The following is a 21,009-nucleotide window of genomic DNA, read 5'->3' on the forward strand; positions in this document are numbered from 1 at the left end:
TGTCTCCTCGGTCGGTCTGCGAGTCGGTCACCACAGGAACGATCTCGCCGCCGTGCGATCGACATTCCCAGTAGAACTCTTTCGACCGTTGACGATGACCCGAACCCGGAGCTACCGTTATTCAACCAACTGGTTTAGGAGAGGTTATGACGCTGACCGACCTGTCCGCGGCCGACCGCCACCGGGCGATCGCCGCGGAATTCTCCGAGATGGCACACGGGATCACCGACTGGTCGGCCCCGGCGCCGGTCGACGGGTGGACCGCCCGCGACGTGGTCACCCATCTCACCGAATGGTTCCCCGCCTTCCTCGCCGGCGGCGGGATCGACCTGGCCGTGAGCCCGGAGGCCGCTGAAGCCGAGGACCCGGCGGACGCCTGGGACCGACACGCCGCCGCGGTGCAGGCGCTGTTGGAGAGCCCGGCCGCCGCCGAACCGTTCACCCACCCGATGATCCCGGCGCAACCGCTCGCGAACACGATCGATTCCTTCTATACCGCCGACGTGTTCATGCACACCTGGGACCTCGCGCGCGCCGGAAGCCTCCCGGTCGCGCTGGACCCCGACTTCTGCGCGCGGCTGCTCGACGGCATGACCGGCATGGAGGACGTCCTGCGCGGCTCCGGCCAGTACGGGCCCGCCGTCCCGGTGGCCGCCGACGCCGACCCCCAGACCCGGATGGTCGGCTTCATCGGCCGCGATCCGAACTGGGAGCCGGCGGTGCGATCAGCTCGCTGACCCGGCGTACTTGTCGACCAACGACCACAGCCGCTCGAGCTGGTAGCGCGAGGTTTCGTCGGCGGTCTCGTCCTCGGCGAAGACGTTCGAGCAGATGATCGCGTCCTCCCGCTCGAGGAATCCGGATGCTCCCAGGGCGGCGAACAGCTCGTCCCAGTCGACGTCACCGGCCCCGATGCGCAGATGCTGGTGCACCCGAACGGCATTGCCCGGCGGGTTGGTGATGTACCTCAGCCCGTGCGAGCGGCGGTGATCGAAGCTGTCCGCCGCGTAGACGGACCCGAGCCGGTCGCCGAGCTGCGGGATCAGCGACATCGCCCGGTCGCCGTAGTGGAAGGTGTGACTGCCGACGTAGACGAAACCGACGGCGGCCGAGTCGAGTCCGCGCAGGATGCGCCACGCCTCGAGCCCGTCCTCGACGAAGTCGTCGGGGTGCGGATCGAAGTTGACCGTGACCGCCTCCCGCTCGAGGATCGGCAGCAGCCTCTCCATCGAGCGGAAGAACCCGGCCTCGGACTCCTCGGCCCGCTCCGGGCGCCCGGAGAACTCGGTATTGATCACCGGGGCCTCCAGGTCGACGGCCAGTTGGATGATCCGGGTGAAGTTGCGCACCGCGGCCTCGCGGGGCAACTCCTCCGGCCACGAGATCCGTTGCACCGGAAGCAGCGAACTGATCCCGACCCCGGTCGACGCGGAACGCCGGCGCACCCGATCGAGGTAGGCCCGGTCGACCCTCGGATGAGAGAAGAACGGCACGAAGTCCGGGTGCGGTGTCAGCTGGATCCACTCGTACCCCGCGGCCGCCGCGACATCGAAGAAGTCGAGGAAATCATGGGTCGAGTGATACGGCGTCGGATCGAGGGCAATGCGTACCACGATCAACCTCCTTCGAAGGGGCCGGCGGGATCTACCGGGTTAGGACGTGATGTCGGCGTAAAAGGCGGGCACGGGCGGCAATTCGACCTCGACGGGTCCGGAGCTCTCCAGCGCCTTGACCCCGGCGCGGCAGGCGACGGCGACCTTGTAGCCGTCCCACGCCGACGGCCCGGCGATCGCGCCGACCTTGGCGGCGTCGACCCAGGCCTGCACCTGACGGTCGTAGGCGACGGCAAATCGGGTGGTGAAGTCGGCGTGTTCGCCGATGCGGAAGGTGCCGTCCTGCCACAGCTGCAGGCCCGACGGCTGACCGATCCGCGCGACGCCCTGCTCGAAGACCGCCTCGGTGGTCACCTGGTAGCCGAACTGGATCGACACGTTCATCTCGACGTCGACCAGCACGCCGTTATCGAGTTCCATCACCACCAGGATCGGCTCGCGCAGCCGCTCCGAAGTCAGCGAATTGCGCTTGGGGTACTTGACTTCCACGCTGCGGATCGAGCCGCCCGCCAGCCACGGCACCACATCGAACTCGTGCACCACCGAGTCGGTGATCAGCATCGACTGCGCGTACGAATCCGGCACGGCGGCGTTGCGGTGGGCGGCGTGGATCAGCAACAAGTCACCGGCGGAACCGCCGGCGATCAGCGCGCGCAACTGCGCGTACTCGGGGTCGAAGCGGCGCATGAAGCCCACCTGGATCAGCGGGCGCCCGGCCCGCTGCTCGGCCTCCAGGACCTCCCAGGACGTCTCCGGATCCTGGGTCAACGGCTTCTCGCAGAGGATCGGCAGGCCCGCGGCCAACGCCGGCAACAGCACCGGCTGGTGGAAGCGGCCCGGGGTGGCGATCAGCACCGCGTCGACGGTCCCGGCGTCGAGGGCATCCTCGAGGCGTTCGTAGCCGACGGCACCCGGCGCGTTGACGAGGGCGGCGTCCCGGCGGCCCGCGTCGGGTTCGACGACGGCGCCGACCGAGGCGCCGGTGATCGTGTGGGTGATGCGCTTGATGTGGTCGGCGCCCATCGCGCCCGCACCGACGACGGCGATGCGCAGATCCGAAGTGGTCATGATGAGAGTTCCTTGTGTACGGCCGAAAGACGGTGGGTGATCAGCGGTTACGGGTCATCGGGTGGCAGCTGAAGATGTGCTGCCGGGTGCGGGTGGCGATGCCGACGGGCAGATCGATATCGCAACCGGGCATGTCCTGCTCGACGATCGCGAAGATCTCCGTGTCGATCTTGTTGACCGCGTCGATGATCGGGGCGAAGTCGGGCTCACCCGCCGGCGGCTCGACCATGATCTCGGCCGCACAGTCTGCGAAGGCGACATCGTTCTTGAGCACCTCGAAGCGCAGTTCCGGATCGATCTGCTTGAGGTGCAGGTAGCCGATGCGCTCGGGGAACTTCTCGATCAGCGCGACATTGCTGCCGCCGTAGTACGCGTAGTGGCCGGTGTCGAGGCAGAGGTTCACGTAGCGCGGATCGGTCTGCTCGAGCAGCCGTTCCACCTCGCGCTTGGTGCCGATATGCGAGTCGGCGTGCGAGTGGAACTGCTGGTGCACACCGTATTGTTCCAACAGTGCCTTGCCGAGGCGGTCGTGCCCGGCGGCGAGCTTGGTCCACTGCTCGTCGGTCAGGGTGCGCGATTCGAGGGTTTCGCCTGTCGCGTCCGAGCGCCACAGGTCGGGCAGGACGACCATATGCTCGGCGCCCATCGCCGCGACGAGCGTCGCGACCTTGACGGCCTGATCCCAGGCCCGCTGCCACTGGTCGTCACCCTTGTGGAATCCGGTGAACACGGTGCCGCCGGCCAACTTCAGGTCGCGCTTGGCCAATTCGTCCGACAACTGCTCCGGGTCGGTGGGCAGGTAGCCGTAGGGGCCCAGCTCGATGTAGGTGTAGCCGGACTCGGCGACCTCGTCGAGGAACCGCTCCCACGGGGTCTGACGCGGATGGTCGGGGAACCACACGCCCCACGAGTCGGGGGCGGTGCCGATGCGCAGACCGGAGGTGTGCGCCCCGGAGCTGGAATCGGAGCCGGCGGCGGTGTCGGTGAGGGTGTTGGTCATGGTGTCTTCCCGGAGAGTTGGTGTGTCGGAAGGTCTGTGGACGGGTAGCCGAGCAGCGGGCGTTGCAGCTTCTGCTGGGCGACGTACTCGGCGCGGGCGAGGCGGGTCGATTCGACCGTGGAGATCTCCGCGACCGGTACGTCCCACCACCCGTTGCCCTCGGGGGCGTAGACGAACGGGTCGCTGTGCAGGTGGATGACCGTCGGTCCGTCGGCGGCCTTCGCGGTGGCGATCGCGGCGGTCAGCTCGGTCAGGGCGTCGGCCGTCGGGATGATGTCGATGACGTCGACGCCGTAGCTGCGGGCATTGGCGGCCAGGTCGACCGGCAGGAAGTCGCCGCGCTCGAAATCGGCGTGGGCCGGATCGCCGTCCGGCGACTGGGCGTACCGGTAGCGGGTGCCGAACCGTTGCGAACCAACCGATTCCGACAGATGCCCGATCGAGGCGTAGCCGTGGTTCTGGATGATGATCACGATCAGCTTGATCCGCTCGGCCACCGCGGTGACCAGCTCGGTGTGCAACATCAGGTACGAGCCGTCGCCGACCATCACCACCACGTCGCGGTCGTCCCCGTCGGCCTCGAGACCACGCTTGACGCCCAGGCCGCCCGCGATCTCGTATCCCATGCAGGAGAACGCGTATTCGACATGGTAGCCCAGTGGATCGCGGACCCGCCACAGCTTCTGCAGGTCGCCGGGCAGCGAACCGGCCGCCTGGATGATCACGTCGCGCGGGGCCATCGCCGCGTTGACCGCACCGATGATCTCCGGCTGACCGGGCAACCAGTCCGGCCGGGTCGCGTCGACCGTCGGCACAAACGCCGCGTCGACCTCGGCGTCCCAGCGGGCCTTCACCTCGGTGATCCGAGCGGCGTAGTCGGCGTCGACCCGCAGATCCGCCAACTCCTCGGTCAGGGCGAGCAGCGTCTCGCGGGCGTCGGCGATCACCGGCAACTGCGAGCCGTGCTTGTACGCGTCGAAGGCGGCGACGTTGACGTTGACGAACCGAACACCGCTGTCCTGGAAGGCGGTCCGGCTGGCGGTGGTGAAATCGCTGTAGCGGGTGCCGATCCCGATCACCACATCCGCGTGCTCGGCTATCGCGTTGGCGGCGGCCGAGCCGGTCGCGCCGACGCCGCCGAGGTTCTGCGGGTGATCCCACACCAGCGCACCGCCACCGGCCTGGGTGGTGCCCACCGGGATGCCGGTCGCCTCGACCAGCGCGGCCAGCTCGTTCTCGGCACCCGAGTAGATGACCCCACCACCGGCGACGATCAGCGGTCGCTTCGCCGCGCGGATCGCGTCCACCGCCCGGGCGAGCGGACCCCGCTCGGGCAGCGGGCGGCGTACATGCCACTCGCGGTCGGCCAGGAATTCGACCGGCACATCGATCAGCTCGGCCTGCACATCCTCCGGCAGGGCGATGGTCACCGCACCGGTCTCGGCCGGATCGGTCAGTACCCGCAGGGCCGCCAGCGCGATCGAGAACAGCTGCTCGGGCCGCTGCACACGATCGAAGAACCGCGACAGCGGGCGGAACGCGTCGGACACCTGAATGCCGATGTCGTGCGGATGCTCGAGCTGCTGCAGGACCGGGTCGGCGACGCGCGTGGCGAAGGTGTCGGACACCAGCAGCAGGGCGGGCAGCCGGTTCGAGGTCGCCAACGCGGCACCGGTCAACATGTTCGCCGCACCCGGGCCGACCGAGGCGGCGCACGCGTAGGTCCCGCGCCGACGGTGCACCCGGGCGTAGCCGACGGCCTGGTGCACCATCGCCTGCTCGTTGCGGGCCTGGTGGAACGGCATCAGACCGCGCTGCGATTCGTTGACCTGCAACAACGCCTGCCCGATGCCGGCGACGTTGCCGTGGCCGAAGATGCCGAAGGTGCCGGCGATCGTGCGTTCGCGATGGTCGCCGTCGACGGTCCACTGGTGGGCCAGGAACTCGACGAGCGCCTGGGCGACGGTCATCCGCACGGTACTTGTCTGTGGTGTCACAGCGAACCTCCCCGGGTCGCTTCGTAGGGCAGTCGGGAATCGGGATCGGTGGTCGCCCAGGTCTCGCGCAACCAGGCCTGGGCGGGGTCGTCGCTGATCAGCCAGATCCGTTCCGGATCGGGGCCGGCCATGACGTTGAGGTAGTAGAGGTCGTACTCGGGGGCGGCCATCGCCGGCCCGTGGTAGCCGTAGGGCACCAGGGCGATGTCCCCGGTGCGCACCAGGGCGTTGGTATCGATCTCGCCGGCCGCCGAGGAGTAGGTCACGAAGCTGCCGAACGCGTCGGCGTTCGAAGGGATCTCGACCGACGCGTCGATCGAGCGGGACGGGGCCGCCTCGAAGTAGTAGATCTCCTCGAGGCGAGCCTCGTGCCCGGCGATGTGTTCGTCGTGCTTGTGCGCGGGGTGGCTCGACCAGTTGCCGCCCGGAGTGATCACCTCGCAGACGATCAGCGCGGCGGCGTCGAGCGCACCCGGGGTGCCGAAGTTGTGCACCTGCCGGGTATCGCGGCCGGCGCCACGCACCTCGACCGGCACGTCGGCCGCGGCGATATACGCCGAGGGCTTGCGCACGGTGGTCGGCGCCTCGGCGACCGCGACCCGGCTGCCGGATCCGCTGATGGACAAGGATTGTCCCGCACCGACGTAGAGCACATCGGTGGGGCCGTCGAAGACCGAGTCACGGCCGATCAGCTTGGTGGAGTGGTCCTCGTGGTCGACGACGCAACCGCCGGACAGCGGAATCACGATCCGCTCGACGTCGCCGGCGGGCAGGTCGAGGGGGTCGTCGTCGAGGACCGCCACCCGGATGCCGGTGTGGCTCCATCCGGGCAGCGTGGCGTCGACCACCGACTCCCATCCGTCGCGGGCCAGCGCCCCACGCGGGTGGAACCACTCGTTTGTTACTGCGGCCATGACTCGATCGTTTCCTCGGGTAGGTGCGTATGTCAGTCGTTTTGCGGAAAGCCGAGATTGATCCCGCCGTGCGAGGGATCGAGCCAGCGGCTGGTGATCGCCTTGAGCTGGGTGAAGAACTTGACGCCCTCGGCGCCGTGCGCCTTGGTGTCGCCGAACATCGACGCCTTCCAGCCGCCGAAGCTGAAGGTGGCCACCGGCACCGGGATCGGCACGTTGATGCCGATCATTCCGACCTTGATGTCCCTGCCGAAGCGGCGTGCGGCGCCGCCGTCGTTGGTGAAGATCGCGGTGCCGTTGCCGAAGGCACCGTTGTTGATCAGCGCGACGCCCTCCTCGTAGGAGTTCACCCGCACCACCGACAGGACCGGTCCGAAGATCTCCTCGGTGTAGACGCGGGAGGTGGTCGGCACGTTGTCGATCAGGGTGGGGCCGAGCCAGAAGCCCTCCGCCGCACCGTCGGGCTGCACATCGCGGCCGTCGACGACCACCGTGGCGCCGTCGGCGATGGCGACATCGATATAGGAGGCGACCTTGTCGCGGTGCGCGCCGGTGACCAGCGGACCCATGTCCGGGTCGCGACGGCCGTCGCCGGTGCGCAGGGGCGCCATCCGCTCGGAGATCTTGGCGATCAGGTCGTCGGCGACCGGTTCGACCGCCACGACCACCGAGATCGCCATGCAGCGCTCACCGGCCGACCCGAAGCCGGCGTTGATCGCGGCGTCGGCGGTCAGGTCGAGGTCGGCGTCCGGCAGCACCAGCATGTGGTTCTTCGCCCCGCCGAGCGCCTGGACCCGCTTGCCGTACTTGGCGCCGGTCTCGTAGACGTACTGCGCGATCGGGGTGGAGCCGACAAAGGAGATCGCCTCGATGTCCGGGTGGGTCAGCAGCCCGTCGACGGCTTCCTTGTCCCCGTTGAGCACGGTGAACACCCCGTCCGGCAGCCCGGCCTCGGCCCACAGCTGCGCCATCCAGATCGCGGCCGAGGGGTCCTTCTCGCTGGGCTTGAGCACCACGGCGTTGCCGGCGGCGATCGCGATGGGGAAGAACCAGGCCGGCACCATCGCGGGGAAGTTGAACGGGCTGATGATCGCGACGACGCCGAGCGGCTGGCGGGTCGAGTAGACGTCGATGCCGGTGGAGACCTGCTCGCTGTACTCACCCTTGAGGTGATGGGCCAGGCCACAGGCGAATTCGACGACCTCCTGGCCGCGGCTGATCTCGCCGAGCGCGTCGGACAGGACCTTGCCGTGTTCGCTGGTGATGATTTGTGCGAGCTCACCCTTGCGGGCGTCGAGCAGTTCGCGGAACGTGAACAGGATCGCCTGGCGGCGGGCCAGGGACATACCGCCCCAGCTCTCCTGGGCGGCCTTGGCGGAGGCGACGGCGGCGTCGATCTCGTCGCGGTTGGCCAGCGCCACCTTCTTGGTGACGATGCCGAGCGCGGGATCGAAGACGTCGGCGGTGCGGCCGCTCGCGGACGGGTACTCGGCGCCGTCGATCCAGTGCCCGACGACGGGCAGGTCGGTCTCGGTGGCGGGCGGGGCGAGGGTGGTCTCGGTCATCTTGATGTCTCTCGTATGTCGCAGGGGCGGTGCGGGTCTCAGGAGCCGTGCACGAGGTTCGCGGCCTCGTCGACGGCGTGGGCGACGTCTCCGTCACCGGGGTAGAGCAGGGTGCGGCCGACGACCAGGCCGTGCACGCCGGGCAGGGCGAGGGCGGCCTTCCAGGAGGCGTAGACCGATTCCGGGTCGCCGCTGGGATCGCCGCCGAGCAGCAGGGTCGGCAGCGTCGTCGAGCGCATGACGCGTTCCATGTCGTCGACGACGGGCAGCTTGAGCCAGGTGTACGACGAGGTGGCGCCGAGGCCGGCGGCGATCGAGATCGAGTTGATCACCGCGTCCGCGGACAGGTCGTTGACCACCTTGTTGGCGTCGTTGCGCCCACTCATGAAGGGTTCCAACATGATCGGCACCTTCGCCGCGGCGCAGGCGTCGACCGCCTTCGCGGTGGCCTCCAACGTCGTGACCGTCGCCGGATCGGCGAGGTCGACGCGGACGAGGACCTTGGCGAAGTCGAGTCCGTCGCGGGTGAGGGCGTCGGCGTCGTAGGCGGTGTACCGGTCGTCCATCTCGAAGGTCGAGCCGCGCAGGCCGCCGCGGTTCATCGACCCGACCACGACCTTGTCGTCCAGCAGGCCGAGCAGGGCGAGGTCCTCGACGATGTCCGGGGTGCCCAGGACGCCGTCGACACCGGGCCGAGCAAGCGCGGTGGCCAGGCGTTGTAGCAGGTCGTAACGGTCGGCCATCGCCATCGGGTCCGACCCGACGCCCAGGGCGCCGCGGGCGGGGTGGTCGGCGGCGACGATCATCAGCCGGCCGTCGTCACGGACCAGGGGGCGACGGATGCGGTCGGCCAGCGCGGCACGAATGTCGTCGGGCCCGCCCTGGCGGGTGGTCCGCAGCTGGGCGAAGGCTTCGGGGCTGATGGGGCCGGGCTGACTGAGGGGGCTGATTTCAGGCATGGACGGGGTCCCGATTCTCGATGATGGCCTCCACCTCGGCGGTGGTCGGCATGGCGGTGGAGCATTCCCGACGGGAGGCGACGATGGCCCCGGCGATATTGGCGAAGCGCAGGATGCGTTCGATCGGCCAACCGGCGAGCAGGCCGTGGCAGACGGCGCCGCCGAAGCTGTCGCCGGCGCCGAGTCCGTTGACGACGTCCACGACATGCGGTGGCACTTCGACGCGTTCGTCGCGGGTCTTGGCCAGCACCCCGCGCGGACCCTGCTTGACGACGGCGAGTTCGACGCCGCGGTCGAGCAGGGCGTCGGCGGCGCGCTCGGGATCGGTCTCCCCGACCGCGATCTCGCATTCCTCGCGATTGCCGATCGCGACGGTGACGTGTTCGAGCGCCTCGGCGACCGCGGTGGTCGCCTCCTGCGCGGACGACCAGAACATCGGCCGGTAGTCGAGGTCGAGGACCGTCAGCGGGGCGCGGCCGCCGCCCCGGGCGTTGCTGCGGGCCCGCCACGCGTCGTAGTGGGTGGCGCGGCTCGGCTCGCGGGACAGGCCCGTGACCGTGGCCCAGTAGATCCGGGCGGCGCCGATGGCGTCGAGGTCGAGGTCGGCGGTGCGCAGAGTCAGGTCCGGAGCGATCGGATCGCGGTAGAAGTACAGCGGGAAGTCGTCGGGCGGGAAGATCTCGCAGAAGGTGACCGGGGTGTTGAGGTCGGGGGCGGTGCCGACCCACCGGTCGTCGACGCCGAGGCGGCGCAGTTCGTTGTGCGCGTAGCGGCCGAAGGGGTCGTTGCCGGTCGCGGTGATCACCGCGGTCGTGCGGCCGTGGCGGGCGGCGGCGACCGCGACGTTGGTGGCGCTGCCGCCGAGGAACTTGCCGAAGGTCGAGACGTCCTCGAGGCCGACACCGTCCTGCAGCGGGTAGATGTCCACGCCGATGCGACCGATGGTGATCACGTCGAACGGGTCGGACGGCTGCGCCGGGGAGCTGTTTGTCATCGGGGAATCTTTCTCCGAGGGAGCGTTCGGGACGTGACGCCGGTAACAATCACGACTTTGTCCTGTCAATCTAGCTGCGGGGCGTGACGTTTGTCTATGCCGATTTACCTGGGAGTTTGATGTGCAGACGGTCCGGGATGGCTCGGATCGTCGGATTCGTCTCGAGAATTTGTCCGGACAACCGGAGATTATGGAGCCGGGCTGGACATGGTTTCGTATGTCAGATACGCCCGTCATGACTTAGCATGTGCCTGGTGAGCACATCGGAGATCGACGTCGAACTCGATCGCCTGAGCCCGGTTCCGCTGTACTTCCAATTGGCGCAGGCCATGGAGAAGGCGATCGTCGGCGGAGAACTCAAGCCCGGGGATCGGATCGAGAACGAGATCGATCTGGCCAAGCGGCTCAACATGTCGCGCCCCACCGCTCGCCAGGGCATTCAGGCGCTGGTCGACAAGGGTCTGCTGGTCCGCAAGCGCGGCGTCGGCACGCAGGTGGTCCGCAACGAGGTGCACCGGTCGGTCGAGTTGACCAGCCTCTTCGACGACCTGGTGGCCTCCGGCCGCACGCCGACGACCGAGGTGCTCGACTACCGCCTCGGCACCCCCGACGAGGATGTCGCCGACGAGTTGGGCATCGACCGTGATGCGCCGGTGGTCTCGATCCGCCGACTGCGCCGCGCCGACGACGAACCGATCGCCATCCTGACCAATCACATCCCCGCCGACCACGCGCCCGCCCCGGACGAACTGCGTCAAAAGGGCCTCTACCAGTGCTTCCGCAATCGCGGGCTCACCATCCAGATGGCCCGCCAGCGGATCGGCGCGCGGCTCGCCCACGGCGACGAGGCGGGCCTGCTCGGCGAGGAACCCGGCGAGGCGGTGTTGACGATGCAGCGCGTCGCGTTCAACGAGATGGGCCAGGCGATCGAGTTGGGCCGGCACGTCTACCGCGCCTCGCTCTACTTCTTCGACGTCTCCGTCCACAGCCGCTGATCGTCCGCCGCACCCGACCGCCGCCGGTCCTTCCCGGCGGACGGTGACGGTCCCAGGTGGACCGCTCCAAAGTGGCCCTTGCCACAGCATCGTTCGCTTGCGAGTATTCATGTCATGACAACCATTCATCCGGTCAATCGGATGCGGGCGAGCGATTGTCGGCTCGACGACTTCGTGGCGACCCTCGAGCCGGGCCACGCGACCTATCCGCACGCGGCTCGGACCGAGTCCGGCGTGGTCATCTACGACGCGGATGCCGTGCGGGCGGTCGCCGTCGATCCCGAACGCCGTGACGACCTGCGCGACGAACTGGTGAGCGCCCTCCTGGACGGGCCCGGCATCGTCGTCTTCTCCGGGGCCTTCGGTGCGTCCGAACGCCTCGACGACAGCACCGCAACGTTCACCGCGATGGTCGCCGAGCAGCGCGCGGCCGGCGACGGCGGTGGGGACCACTTCGCCGCGCCCGGCGCGAACGACCGGATCTGGAATGCGCTGCAGAAGCTCGCCCTGCGCGTTCCGGACCTGTTTGCCGACTACTACGCCAACGACATCCTCGCCCTCATCAGTGAGGCCTGGCTCGGCCCGATGTACCAGGTGACCTCGGCGATCAACGTGGTCAACCCCGGTGGGCAGGCGCAGCAGCCGCACCGCGACTACCACCTCGGCTTCATGTCGCCGGACTCCGCGGCCCGCTTCCCCGCCCATACCCACCGGGTCTCCCCGGCGCTGACCCTGCAGGGCGCGATCGCCCAGGTCGACATGCCGCTCGAGTCCGGCCCGACGATGTACCTGCCCTATTCGCAGCGCTACGAGCGCGGCTACCTGGCGTTCAACCTGCCCGAGTTCCGCGACTACTTCGCCGAGCACCACGTGCAACTGCCGCTTCGGGCCGGCGACGCGGTCTTCTTCAACCCCGCGCTGTTTCACGCGGCCGGCACCAATCGGTCGACCTCGATCCGTCGCATGGCCAACCTCCTGCAGGTGTCCTCGGCGTTCGGTCGGGCGATGGAATCGGTGGACCGTTCGGCGATGCTGCGGGCGCTCTACCCGACTCTCGCCGCGCGGCTGCGGACCGGGGACCGCCGCGGAGTCGACAACGTGATCGCGGCCGCCGCCGAGGGTTACGCCTTTCCGTCGAACCTCGACACCGATCCCCCTCTGGTGGGTATGCACGGCGAGACCCAGGCGGAACTGACCCACCGGGCGTTGGCCACCGGCCTCGACGCCGCCGACTTCGCGGCGCAGCTGTCCGCACTCGACGAAAGGCATCGCGCATGAACATCTCCCTCGACAACAGGGTGGTCCTGGTCAGCGGCGGCACCCAGGGGGTGGGCGCGGCGGTGGTCCGCGCCGCCGCCGAGGCGGGAGCGTCGGTCGCCTTCACCGGTCGGCGCGCCCATCAGGGCGAGGCGCTGGAGAAGGAGTTGGCCGCCGAGGGCGCCGACGTCGCCTTCTTCGTGGCCGATGTCGCCACCGCCGACGCCGCGATCGGTTCGGTCACCGCGACTGTCGACCGCTTCGGCCGCATCGACGGACTGGTCAACGCCGCGGCCGCGACATCCCGTGGCACCCTGCTCGATACGACACTCGAACTGCTCGATACCCATTTCGCGGTCAACCTGCGCGCGCCGTTCTTCACCATGCAGGCCGCGGTCGCCGACATGAAAAGCCGTGGGGCGCCGGGCAGCATCGTCAACATCATCTCGCTGTCCGAGCACGGCGGGCAGCCCTACCTGGCTCCCTACGTCGCGTCCAAGGCCGGCCTGGCCGGGCTGACTCGCAATGTCGCCCACGCCCACCGGTTCGATCGGATCCGGATCAATGGGCTCAACATCGGTTGGACCCAGACCGAGGGGGAAGCGCAGGTACAGAAGAAGTTTCACGACGCCGACGACAACTGGGTCGAGCATGCCGTCGCCGCCCTGCCGATGGGCCGGCTCGGCCAGCCGGACGAGATCGCCCGCATGGTGGTATTCCTGCTGTCGGAGGACAGCGGCATCGTCACCGGGTCGGTGATCGATTGGGACCAGCAGGTGGTGGGTGCATATGACTAATACTCGTTGGGCCCGGGCCTCGTGGTGACGCTGCGCGCGGTCTTCCGCCGACAGACCAGCCCGGGTTTCAGCCGGCCGCTGGCGCTGCTGGTAGCGGGCGCGCTGTTCATGGAAAACCTCGACGGCACGATCCTGCAGACCGCGGCGCCGTCAATCGCCGCCGACTTCGGCATCACCCCGTCATCGGTCGGCGTCACGATGGTGACCTACCTGCTCGCGGTCGCCGTCGTGGTGCCGGCCAGCGGGTGGATCGCCGACCGGCTGGGCACCCGACGGGTCTTCCTCTGGGCGCTCGCCGGCTTCACCGTCACCTCCCTGCTCTGCGCGTTGGCGCCCAACCTGCTGTGGCTATGCATCTTTCGCACCCTCCAGGGGATCTGCGGGGCGTTGATGATCCCGATCGGGCGGCTCGCCGTGTTGCGCGCGATCCGCCCGACCGACCTGCTCGCCGCGATGGCCTATCTGACGTGGCCGTCGCTGGTGGCGCCGGTGGTCGCCCCGTTCCTCGGCGGTCTGTTGTCCGACACCGTCGGCTGGCGCTGGATCTTCGGGGTCAACATCCCCATCGGCATCATCCTGGCGATCATCGGGCTGCGGGTGATCCCGAAGGTGGACACCACCACGCGGACACCGTTGGACTGGCGGGGATTTGCACTGGTCGCCGGCGCCGTCGTCTGCGTGACCGGCGGCGTCGAGTTGATGGCCGGCGGGCGGTGGCCGATCGTGGTGGCCCTCCTGATCGCCTCGGTGCTGATGACGTGGGCCGCGGTGCGAGTGATGCGGTCGATGGAGCACCCGCTGTTCGATGTGGACGTCATGCGCATCCGCACGTTTCGGTCCGGCAGCATCGGCGGCAGCGTCTACCGGATGGTGATCACCGCGGCGCCGTTCCTGTTCGCGCTGCTGCTGCAGTCCGGCTTCGGCTGGAGCGCCGCGACGGCGGGCGCGATCATCACCGCGGTCTTCGTGGGGAACCTGGTGATCAAACCGGTGACCACGCCGATCATCCGGGCCCTCGGTTTCCGGCGCACGCTGATCCTGTCCACCTTCGCCGGTGCGCTGTTGCTCGCCGCCTTCGTCGCGGTCACCCCGGATGTGCCGGTGGTGGTGATCGTGGTGTTGTTGGTGCTCAGCGGGGTCTTTCGGTCGATCGGTTTCAGCGCCTACAACACCCTGCAGTTCGCCGACGTCGGGGAACGCGACCTGGTCGCCGCGAACACCCTGTCGTCGACCCTGCAGCAGGTCGCCACCGCCCTGGGGATCGCCGTCGCCGCGCTCGCGGTGCGGATCGGGGTGGGCATCGTCGGTCCCGACGGCGACCTCGCCTACCGCCTGGCCTTCGGCCTGGTCGCCGCGCTCATGCTGATCCCCCTGATCGGCGCCCTGCGTCTACCGTCGGACGCCGGAGCGACCGCGACTGTGCGGTACCGCGCCGCCGCGGAGTCGTCCGACGCGACCTGACGGGCCGGGCAGTCGGGCGGGGTTTGCGTTGTCCGGGCTAACTTGTGGCTGCGGCGGGTTCGCACACTATCCGGTCCCATCCGATCTACAGGTTCGCGACCAGGTGGTGCGCCCGGCCGTGGGTCCCACGGACGATCAATCTGTGTGGCGTTGCCGCCCTTTGGCTTCCGTGTTCGATGCGTCGCCGATGGCAGGCGTACAGCTCACGGCCAACAGCAGGAACCCCACCAAGAGTCGAGTCCGGTTATCCACACTCGAAGATGCTGCTGGTTGGCGAGCCTCCCTTTGGGCCGTCTCGATATCTCGTAGCTTTATCGGCATGGTTGCGCACCCGGTCTTGGCGGAGGCATACCGGAGGACTCGCGGACCGGTGGCGTATTTGGATGAGTCGTACGAGCTGGGCCTCGAGGGTCGCCGACGGTTCTACGTCTTCACTGCGGTTGTTGTGCACCGCCGCAACGATATTGAACCGCTACAGAAGGGGCTCCGTGAGCGTGCTGAGACCGACTACTGGCACACCACCGAGGCGTTGCAGGACGAGTCCGGTCGGCGGCGTGCCAGGGAGTTGCTGAGGTACCTGGCCGACGGTGATGAACTGTGCGTGATCGCGTTCCATGCTCCGGTGCTGGACAACGACCCCGATGGGGAGCAGACGCGGCTGGCTTGTTATCGCGATCTGGTTGGTCGGCTCGCCAGTGGCGTTGACGGTCGATGTGATCCGGTTGGGTTGGTGGTGTTGGAGCAGCGTTCCCCGCAGCGTCATGCCAACCTGGACCGTAAGAACCACTCGACGTTGATCAAGGAGGGTTGGATCCCGCAGGCGATGCGTCAAGTGTTGGTGTCGCCGAGGCAAGAGCGGTTGTTGTGGCTACCCGATCTGGTGTGCTCGGCATTTCGGCGGACTGTCACCCACCACGACGGCAGCTACTTTGCCCTCGTCGAGGACCAGACGTATGTGATCAAATTACCGACCGCGTAGCCGTGAAACGGAGCAGCCCCCGGCTGCCGTAGCCGAACTCCGGGGGCCAGGCCGGTTATCGAAGCTCGTAGAGCTTGGAACGCCGACGCCTTGCTCGTACCTAGATCATACCCGTAGGGGGACAGCTCGTGTCCAGTGCGACATTGTGCCCAGCCAAGTCGCGCTGCGAGTCCGTGAACAACTGAGGTGGGATCAGTTCGGGCCCGGTGGGCGCGGCCATGACGGCGCTCTTGGTGTACGGCATCGCTGTCGATGAATCGGATCTACCTCTCCTCCGCGGAGGCCCGGAGGGTGGTGTGTCGAACCGTCAGTGTCGGCGGGAGGATGACGGTCACCGGCTCGCCGGCGTCACCTCCCATCCGGTCGGCGAGCAGTTTGCCGGTCTCGACCCCGACGTCGAAGCTGCGGTCGTTGACGGTGGTCAGGCCGATCAATCGCGACGCCGCGAGGGAGGTGTCGTCGTAGCCGACGATCGACAGGGCCCCCGGCACGTCGCGGCCGAGTTCGCGGGCGGCGGCCAGGGCCCCGACGGCCATGACGTCGTTGGCCGCGAAAATGGCAGTGACGTCGGGATTTTCGGTCAGCAAGGCCAGGGCGCCGGAGTAGCCGGCTTCGTCGATCGCCGGACCGTCCCACGACGTCGCGATCACGCGTGCCCCCAGGGTGGGGGCGTACTCCTCGAAGGCGGCGCGCCTGATCCGGGCCGCGCCGCTGCCCACGCTCAGGTGCCCCAGCCGGGTGTGCCCGAGCCCGACCAGGTGATCTGCGACCAGGCGGGCGCCCGCCGCATCGTCGTTGGCCACCGCGTCGAACCGGGCCGCCAGGCCGGTGTCGGGCACTTCGCGGGTACCGGCGACCACGATCGGCGGTAGCCCCTGCGCGGTCAGCGCGCGCGGCGGGTCCATGCCGACGACCATGCCGTCCACCCGCATCGACAGGAACGACTCGACCGGGTCCTCCGCCTGATCGGCCGTGGCGACGTCGACCACCGACAGCCGGTACCCCTGCGGTCCGAGGGCGGCGTGCAGGCCCCGCACCAAGTCGACGAACCACAGGTTGGTGTAGTCGTCGATCAGCACGCCGACGAGCTTCGTCCGCCTTGCCGCCAGGTTCGCGGCCGCCCGACTGGGCCGGTAGCCGAGCTGCGCGATCGCCGCCTCGACCGCCTGCCGCGACTGGTCGCCGACTCGGGGCGAGCCCTGCAACACCAGCGAGACCAGGGACTTCGACACCCCGGCCGCCTCGGCGACGTCGTAGATGGTCGGGCGTTTGGACGACACGCTGCAGACCTCCGATTCCCCGCCGATTCACCAACAGCTATTGACAGGACATATTGCCATCGCGGACCATGATGACACGCGTTGGAGCGCTCCAACTCACATTTCGGAGTCGAGCGGTGACGCGTTCCCGCATACCCCAGCGTTCGGACATCACAGATCTGGAGACCCCTCCCATGACACCCACCAGCCTCGGCGTCGCGGTGATCGGCGCGGGCATGGCCGGCAAGGCGCACGCCGCCGGATACCGCTCCGCCTCCGCCGTCTTCGGCGACACCCTGCCGCCCATCCGCCTGGTCTCGATCGCGGACGCCTACGAACCGCTCGCCACCGACGTCGCCCGGCGCTTCGGCTACGACCGGTACGACACGTCCTGGCAGGCGATCGCCGCAGCCGACGACATCGACGTCGTCAGCGTCGTCGTCGCCAACGCGCTGCACCGCGAGATCGTCGAGGCGCTGCTCGCGGCGGGCAAGCACGTGCTGTGCGAGAAGCCGCTGGCCGGCACCATCCAGGACGCCCGCGCGATGGTCGACGCCGCCGCATCGTCGGAGGCGCTCGGCCGCATCGGCCTGACCTACCTGCGCTCGCCCGGCATTGCCTTCCTCGGTGACCTGGTGCGCAGCGGGCGTCTCGGGAAGCTGATCAACTTCGACGGCGCCTACTGGGCCGACTACGCCTCCGACCCGAACGGCCCGATCAGCTGGCGGTTCACCGGCGCCCCCGGTACCGGCGCGCTCGCCGACGTCGGCAGCCACCTGTCCTATATCGCCGAATTGTTCGGTGGCCCCATCGCTTCGGTGCGCGGCGGCACGCTGCACACCGCGTTCACCACCCGGCCCAAGCCGCTGGGACGGGTGATCGGCCACGAGCACGGCGCGGTCAGCGACGAGCGCGCCGCCGTCGAGAACGACGATGTCGCCGGGTTCTTCGCCGAGTTCGCCGGCGGCGGCACCGGGTCGTTGCAGGTTTCGCGGGTCGCGGCGGGCCACGCCAATACCCTGAAGTTCGAGGTCTTCTGTGAGCGCGGCTCGGCCTCCTTCGACTTCCGAAACCCCGGCCAGGTGCAGGTCAGCCTGCTCGACCACGATCGAACCGGCGGCGAGCACGACATCGCCGGCACCCGCACCGTGACGCTCGGCCCGGCACATCCGTACTGGTCCGGCGGCCTGGCGATGGATGCCCCCGGCGTCGGCATCGGCCAGAACGAGGGCTTCGTCTTCCAGGCCCGCGCCTTCCTCGAGGAGGTCGCCGGGGTGCCGGAATCGCTGTCCCTGCCGCGCAATGCCGACTTCGCCGAGGGCCTGCACAACATGCTGCTGCTCGACGCCGCCGCCCAATCCGCCGCCGCCGGCGGCTCCCGCATCACCCTCCCGGCCGCGGCTCCCGTCCCCGCCTGAGCCTGTCCGCCCGAGCACCACCTACGTACCCGCGAAGGAACGTCATGTCCAAGATCCTCGGCGTCTACACCGCCGTCCTGCACGACCGCCCGCTCGACGCCGCCCTCGACGAGATCGCCGCCCTGGGCCTCAATGCGGCCGAGATCAACTCCGGCGGATTCCTCCCGCCGACGCATATCCCGAACATCGACGACATCATCGCCAGCCCGGATGCCGCCGCCGAGTACCTGGGCATCTTCGCGGACAAGGGGATCACCCTGGCTGGGCTGAACGTCAACGGAAATCCGTTGCACCCCAACCCGATCATCGGCGAGAATCACGCCGAGGACCTGCGCCGCTCGATCCGCGTGGCCGCCGCCCTCGGGCAGAAGAGAGTGGTCACCATGTCCGGTCTACCCGGCGGCGAACCCGGGGCCACCCGCCCCAATTGGGCGGTCAACGCCTGGAATTCGGGCGCCAGCGACATCCTCGACTACCAGTGGGACGAGGTCGTGGTGCCGTTCTGGAAGGAGATCGCCGCGCTCGCGCAGGAGCACGACGTCAAGGTTGCCATCGAACTGCACCCGCAGAACGTGGTCTTCAATCCGCCGACGCTGCTGCGGCTGATCGAGCGGGTCGGCACCGACTACGTCGGCGCGGAACTCGATCCGAGCCACCTGTTCTGGCAGTGGATGGACCCGATCGCGGCCGTCGACTACCTCGGTGACCGGGTCTTCCACGCCGCCGCCAAGGACGTCCGCATCAACGACAACGCCAAGATCTACGGCGTGCTCGACGCGCGCTTCCGCCGCCTCGCGCCCACCGAGGACCGCCTGAACATCGGCGGCGACGAGTGGGTCAACGAGTGGCCCAAGGACTCCGCCTGGGACTTCGTGGCGCTCGGCCGCGGTCACGATGTGGCGTTCTGGGCCGATTTCCTGCGCGCGCTCTACCGCGTCGACGAAAACATGGCCGTCAACATCGAACACGAGGACGTCTCCCTCGGCCGCATCGAGGGGCTGCGGGTCGCGGCGGACGTGCTGCTCGAGGCGGAGCGGCAGGTGAACGCCGACATCGCGGTCTGACCGGGGCGCTCGGTGCCCGGATACTTTGTCAGCACGAGAACATCCGGCGAGCCGCCAACCTGTTGTGGGTTGGCGGCTCGCTGTTGTTTCGCTACCCCCGATCTGCAGCGATAGCAAATGTCCGGTCAATAGATCATTAGATCTTACGGAACTATGTACAAACTTCGGAAACCATGTTGTGATGTAACCCACGTCACTGATGGCATCCGGGGTCCGGTCACCGAAGGGAACAGAACAATGTCGTCGCTCTCACCCACCGAGTCTGCTGATCGAACACCGCTGCCACCGTTGAGACCGGGGCCGCACCAGCGCAGACTCGACCTGGTCACCGTGGTCGCAACGTTCGGCGGCCTGCTGTTCGGTTACGACACCGGCGTGATCAACGGCGCGCTCGAACCGATGAAGGCGCAGCTCGGCCTGAACTCGGTCGGTGAGGGCCTGGTGACCAGCACGCTGCTGATCGGCGCGGCAATCGGCGCCCTGGTGTGCGGTCGCCTCGCCGACATGATCGGCCGCAAGCGCATGATCACCATCCTGGCCGTCATCTTCTTCGTGGGCACCTTCGCGGCGGTCTTCGCCCCGAACCTGGCGGTGATGCTCCCCGCTCGCGTCATCCTCGGTCTCGCGGTCGGCGGGGCATCGGTTACCGTTCCGGTTTACCTGGCCGAACTGGCGCCGACCGAACGCCGTGGAACCCTCAGCGGGCGAAACGAATTGGCGATCGTCATCGGACAGATGCTCGCGTTCATCGTCAACGCGATCCTGGCTACCCTCTGGGGCCACCACGACGATGTGTGGCGCTACATGCTCGCCGTCTGCGCCATCCCCGCGGTCTTCCTGTTCCTCGGCATGATGCGGATGCCCGAATCCCCGCGCTGGTTGATCTCCAAGGGCCGCGACACGGATGCCTTGGCCGTTTTGATGCAGGTCCGCAGTGAGGATCGTGCCCGTGCCGAGATGGCCGAAGTCGAGGAACTCGCCGAAGAGGAGGCGGTGTCGAATACCGGCGGCTGGTACGACCTGGCCATCCCGTGGGTGCGCCGCATCATGATCGCCGCCATCGGCCTGGCTATCGCCCAGCAGATCACCGGCATCAACTCCGTGATGTACTACGGCACCGAACTTCTCAAGACCGCCGGATTCGATTCCCAGTCGGCGATCATCGCGAACGTCGCCTCCGGTGTGGCGGCGGTGGTCGGCTCCGCGATCTGCATCTTCTTCCTGATCGACCGCATCCCGCGGCGCACGATCATCCTGGCCGGGCTCACGGCCACCACCACCTGCCACGGCCTGATCGTCATCGCCGCCTCGGTCCTGCCCGACGGCATCGGCAAGGCATGGGCGATCCTCGCGCTGGTTGTCGCCTTCGTCTTCAGCATGCAGACCGCGCTCAATGTCCCGGTCTGGGTCTGCTTGTCCGAACTGTTCCCGCTGCGACTGCGCGGTTTCGGTATGGGCTTGAGCGTCCTGGTCCTCTGGGTCACCAATGCGATCGTCGCCTTCAGCTTCCCCATCATGATCTCGATTACCGGGATCACCGGATCGTTCCTGGTGTTCTTCGTCCTCGGCCTGATCTTCCTGGCCTTCCTCTACAAGATGCTCCCGAATACCAGCGGCCGTTCGCTGGAGGAGCTCGAAGAGTCCTTCGCCGCAGGCGATTTCCGCTGAT

18 protein-coding genes are annotated in these 21,009 nt (G+C 68.3%); 9 read left to right on the forward strand and 9 right to left on the reverse strand.

Annotated elements, in window-relative coordinates; genetic code table 11:
* The first annotated feature begins 146 nt into the window (after window positions 1-146).
* Complete coding sequence (locus MB1_RS02445) at window positions 147-737, forward strand: maleylpyruvate isomerase family mycothiol-dependent enzyme (protein ID WP_066903258.1); 591 nt, start codon at window positions 147-149, stop codon at window positions 735-737.
* On the opposite strand, the gene MB1_RS02450 is transcribed toward MB1_RS02445, so the two are convergent.
* Genes MB1_RS02450 through iolC form a run of 8 tightly spaced genes read right to left on the reverse strand, consistent with a single transcriptional unit; the run spans window position 726 to window position 10,110 of the window.
* Entirely contained in the window at window positions 726-1,613 is an 888-nt protein-coding gene (locus MB1_RS02450; RefSeq protein WP_066903519.1) for a sugar phosphate isomerase/epimerase family protein, read from the reverse strand. The genes MB1_RS02445 and MB1_RS02450 overlap by 12 nt on opposite strands.
* Window positions 1,614-1,652: 39 nt before the next feature.
* Window positions 1,653-2,681 carry a Gfo/Idh/MocA family protein gene (locus tag MB1_RS02455; RefSeq protein WP_066903260.1) on the reverse strand — a complete coding sequence of 343 codons (1,029 nt, stop codon included), beginning with the start codon at window positions 2,679-2,681 and terminating at the stop codon, window positions 1,653-1,655.
* Between the two features lie 40 nt (window positions 2,682-2,721).
* Window positions 2,722-3,681: a sugar phosphate isomerase/epimerase family protein gene (locus MB1_RS02460; protein ID WP_084350662.1), complete on the reverse strand. Its 960-nt coding sequence runs from the start codon at window positions 3,679-3,681 to the stop codon at window positions 2,722-2,724.
* The gene (gene iolD / locus MB1_RS02465) at window positions 3,678-5,651 is read right to left on the reverse strand and encodes a 3D-(3,5/4)-trihydroxycyclohexane-1,2-dione acylhydrolase (decyclizing) (protein WP_066903262.1); all 1,974 of its coding nucleotides are present in this window, start codon (window positions 5,649-5,651) and stop codon (window positions 3,678-3,680) included. The genes MB1_RS02460 and iolD overlap by 4 nt, the downstream gene beginning before the upstream one ends.
* A 23-nt stretch (window positions 5,652-5,674) precedes the next feature.
* Entirely contained in the window at window positions 5,675-6,592 is a 918-nt protein-coding gene (gene iolB, locus MB1_RS02470) for a 5-deoxy-glucuronate isomerase (RefSeq protein ID WP_066903264.1), read from the reverse strand.
* Between the two features lie 32 nt (window positions 6,593-6,624).
* Window positions 6,625-8,157: a CoA-acylating methylmalonate-semialdehyde dehydrogenase gene (locus MB1_RS02475; RefSeq protein ID WP_066903266.1), complete on the reverse strand. Its 1,533-nt coding sequence runs from the start codon at window positions 8,155-8,157 to the stop codon at window positions 6,625-6,627.
* Window positions 8,158-8,195: 38 nt separating this feature from the next.
* Window positions 8,196-9,116, reverse strand: coding sequence for a class I fructose-bisphosphate aldolase (locus tag MB1_RS02480; RefSeq protein ID WP_066903267.1), 921 nt, complete (start codon window positions 9,114-9,116; stop codon window positions 8,196-8,198).
* Window positions 9,109-10,110, reverse strand: coding sequence for a 5-dehydro-2-deoxygluconokinase (gene iolC / locus MB1_RS02485; protein WP_066903269.1), 1,002 nt, complete (start codon window positions 10,108-10,110; stop codon window positions 9,109-9,111). The genes MB1_RS02480 and iolC overlap by 8 nt, the downstream gene beginning before the upstream one ends.
* A gap of 245 nt (window positions 10,111-10,355) precedes the next feature.
* On the opposite strand from iolC, the gene MB1_RS02490 reads away from it, so the two are divergent.
* From MB1_RS02490 to MB1_RS02510, 5 genes are all read left to right on the forward strand, one after another.
* Window positions 10,356-11,105, forward strand: coding sequence for a GntR family transcriptional regulator (locus MB1_RS02490; RefSeq protein ID WP_066903271.1), 750 nt, complete (start codon window positions 10,356-10,358; stop codon window positions 11,103-11,105).
* A 114-nt stretch (window positions 11,106-11,219) separates the two neighbouring features.
* Window positions 11,220-12,383 (forward strand): phytanoyl-CoA dioxygenase family protein, encoded by a 1,164-nt coding sequence (locus tag MB1_RS02495; protein ID WP_066903273.1) that lies wholly within the window; start codon window positions 11,220-11,222, stop codon window positions 12,381-12,383.
* A complete protein-coding gene (locus MB1_RS02500; RefSeq protein WP_066903275.1) occupies window positions 12,380-13,159 on the forward strand; it encodes an SDR family oxidoreductase in 780 nt (259 codons plus the stop codon). The genes MB1_RS02495 and MB1_RS02500 overlap by 4 nt, the downstream gene beginning before the upstream one ends.
* Window positions 13,160-13,165: 6 nt before the next feature.
* Window positions 13,166-14,620, forward strand: a complete 1,455-nt coding sequence (locus MB1_RS02505; protein WP_245649991.1) for an MFS transporter — start codon at window positions 13,166-13,168, stop codon at window positions 14,618-14,620.
* Between the two features lie 370 nt (window positions 14,621-14,990).
* Window positions 14,991-15,599 (forward strand): hypothetical protein, encoded by a 609-nt coding sequence (locus tag MB1_RS02510; protein ID WP_157083863.1) that lies wholly within the window; start codon window positions 14,991-14,993, stop codon window positions 15,597-15,599.
* Between the two features lie 263 nt (window positions 15,600-15,862).
* Here MB1_RS02510 and MB1_RS02515 read toward each other — a convergent pair whose 3' ends face one another.
* Window positions 15,863-16,879, reverse strand: coding sequence for a LacI family DNA-binding transcriptional regulator (locus MB1_RS02515; protein WP_066903277.1), 1,017 nt, complete (start codon window positions 16,877-16,879; stop codon window positions 15,863-15,865).
* 173 nt (window positions 16,880-17,052) lie between these two features.
* Here MB1_RS02515 and MB1_RS02520 point away from each other — a divergent pair, with 173 nt between their 5' ends.
* The 3 genes from MB1_RS02520 to MB1_RS02530 all read left to right on the forward strand — a co-directional run bounded on the left by MB1_RS02520 (window position 17,053) and on the right by MB1_RS02530 (window position 21,008).
* Entirely contained in the window at window positions 17,053-18,276 is a 1,224-nt protein-coding gene (locus MB1_RS02520) for a Gfo/Idh/MocA family protein (protein WP_066903278.1), read from the forward strand.
* Window positions 18,277-18,320: 44 nt separating this feature from the next.
* Entirely contained in the window at window positions 18,321-19,340 is a 1,020-nt protein-coding gene (locus tag MB1_RS02525) for a sugar phosphate isomerase/epimerase family protein (RefSeq protein ID WP_066903279.1), read from the forward strand.
* A gap of 237 nt (window positions 19,341-19,577) precedes the next feature.
* Window positions 19,578-21,008: a sugar porter family MFS transporter gene (locus MB1_RS02530; RefSeq protein WP_066903281.1), complete on the forward strand. Its 1,431-nt coding sequence runs from the start codon at window positions 19,578-19,580 to the stop codon at window positions 21,006-21,008.
* Window position 21,009: the final 1 nt, after the last annotated feature.

The organism is Millisia brevis NBRC 105863 (assembly GCF_001552615.1).
GTDB lineage: Bacteria > Actinomycetota > Actinomycetes > Mycobacteriales > Mycobacteriaceae > Millisia > Millisia brevis.

What these genes read in the sequence shown, in the direction of transcription:
- MB1_RS02445 (WP_066903258.1), top strand. Translation starts at nt 147, where the DNA reads ATGACGCTGACCGACCTGTCCGCGGCCGACCGCCACCGGGCGATCGCC.
- MB1_RS02455 (WP_066903260.1), bottom strand. Translation starts at nt 2,681, where the DNA reads ATGACCACTTCGGATCTGCGCATCGCCGTCGTCGGTGCGGGCGCGATG.
- MB1_RS02460 (WP_084350662.1), bottom strand. Translation starts at nt 3,681, where the DNA reads ATGACCAACACCCTCACCGACACCGCCGCCGGCTCCGATTCCAGCTCC.
- iolD (WP_066903262.1), bottom strand. Translation starts at nt 5,651, where the DNA reads ATGACCGTCGCCCAGGCGCTCGTCGAGTTCCTGGCCCACCAGTGGACC.
- iolB (WP_066903264.1), bottom strand. Translation starts at nt 6,592, where the DNA reads ATGGCCGCAGTAACAAACGAGTGGTTCCACCCGCGTGGGGCGCTGGCC.
- MB1_RS02475 (WP_066903266.1), bottom strand. Translation starts at nt 8,157, where the DNA reads ATGACCGAGACCACCCTCGCCCCGCCCGCCACCGAGACCGACCTGCCC.
- MB1_RS02480 (WP_066903267.1), bottom strand. Translation starts at nt 9,116, where the DNA reads ATGCCTGAAATCAGCCCCCTCAGTCAGCCCGGCCCCATCAGCCCCGAA.
- iolC (WP_066903269.1), bottom strand. Translation starts at nt 10,110, where the DNA reads ATGACAAACAGCTCCCCGGCGCAGCCGTCCGACCCGTTCGACGTGATC.
- MB1_RS02490 (WP_066903271.1), top strand. Translation starts at nt 10,356, where the DNA reads ATGTGCCTGGTGAGCACATCGGAGATCGACGTCGAACTCGATCGCCTG.
- MB1_RS02495 (WP_066903273.1), top strand. Translation starts at nt 11,220, where the DNA reads ATGACAACCATTCATCCGGTCAATCGGATGCGGGCGAGCGATTGTCGG.
- MB1_RS02500 (WP_066903275.1), top strand. Translation starts at nt 12,380, where the DNA reads ATGAACATCTCCCTCGACAACAGGGTGGTCCTGGTCAGCGGCGGCACC.
- MB1_RS02520 (WP_066903278.1), top strand. Translation starts at nt 17,053, where the DNA reads ATGACACCCACCAGCCTCGGCGTCGCGGTGATCGGCGCGGGCATGGCC.
- MB1_RS02525 (WP_066903279.1), top strand. Translation starts at nt 18,321, where the DNA reads ATGTCCAAGATCCTCGGCGTCTACACCGCCGTCCTGCACGACCGCCCG.
- MB1_RS02530 (WP_066903281.1), top strand. Translation starts at nt 19,578, where the DNA reads ATGTCGTCGCTCTCACCCACCGAGTCTGCTGATCGAACACCGCTGCCA.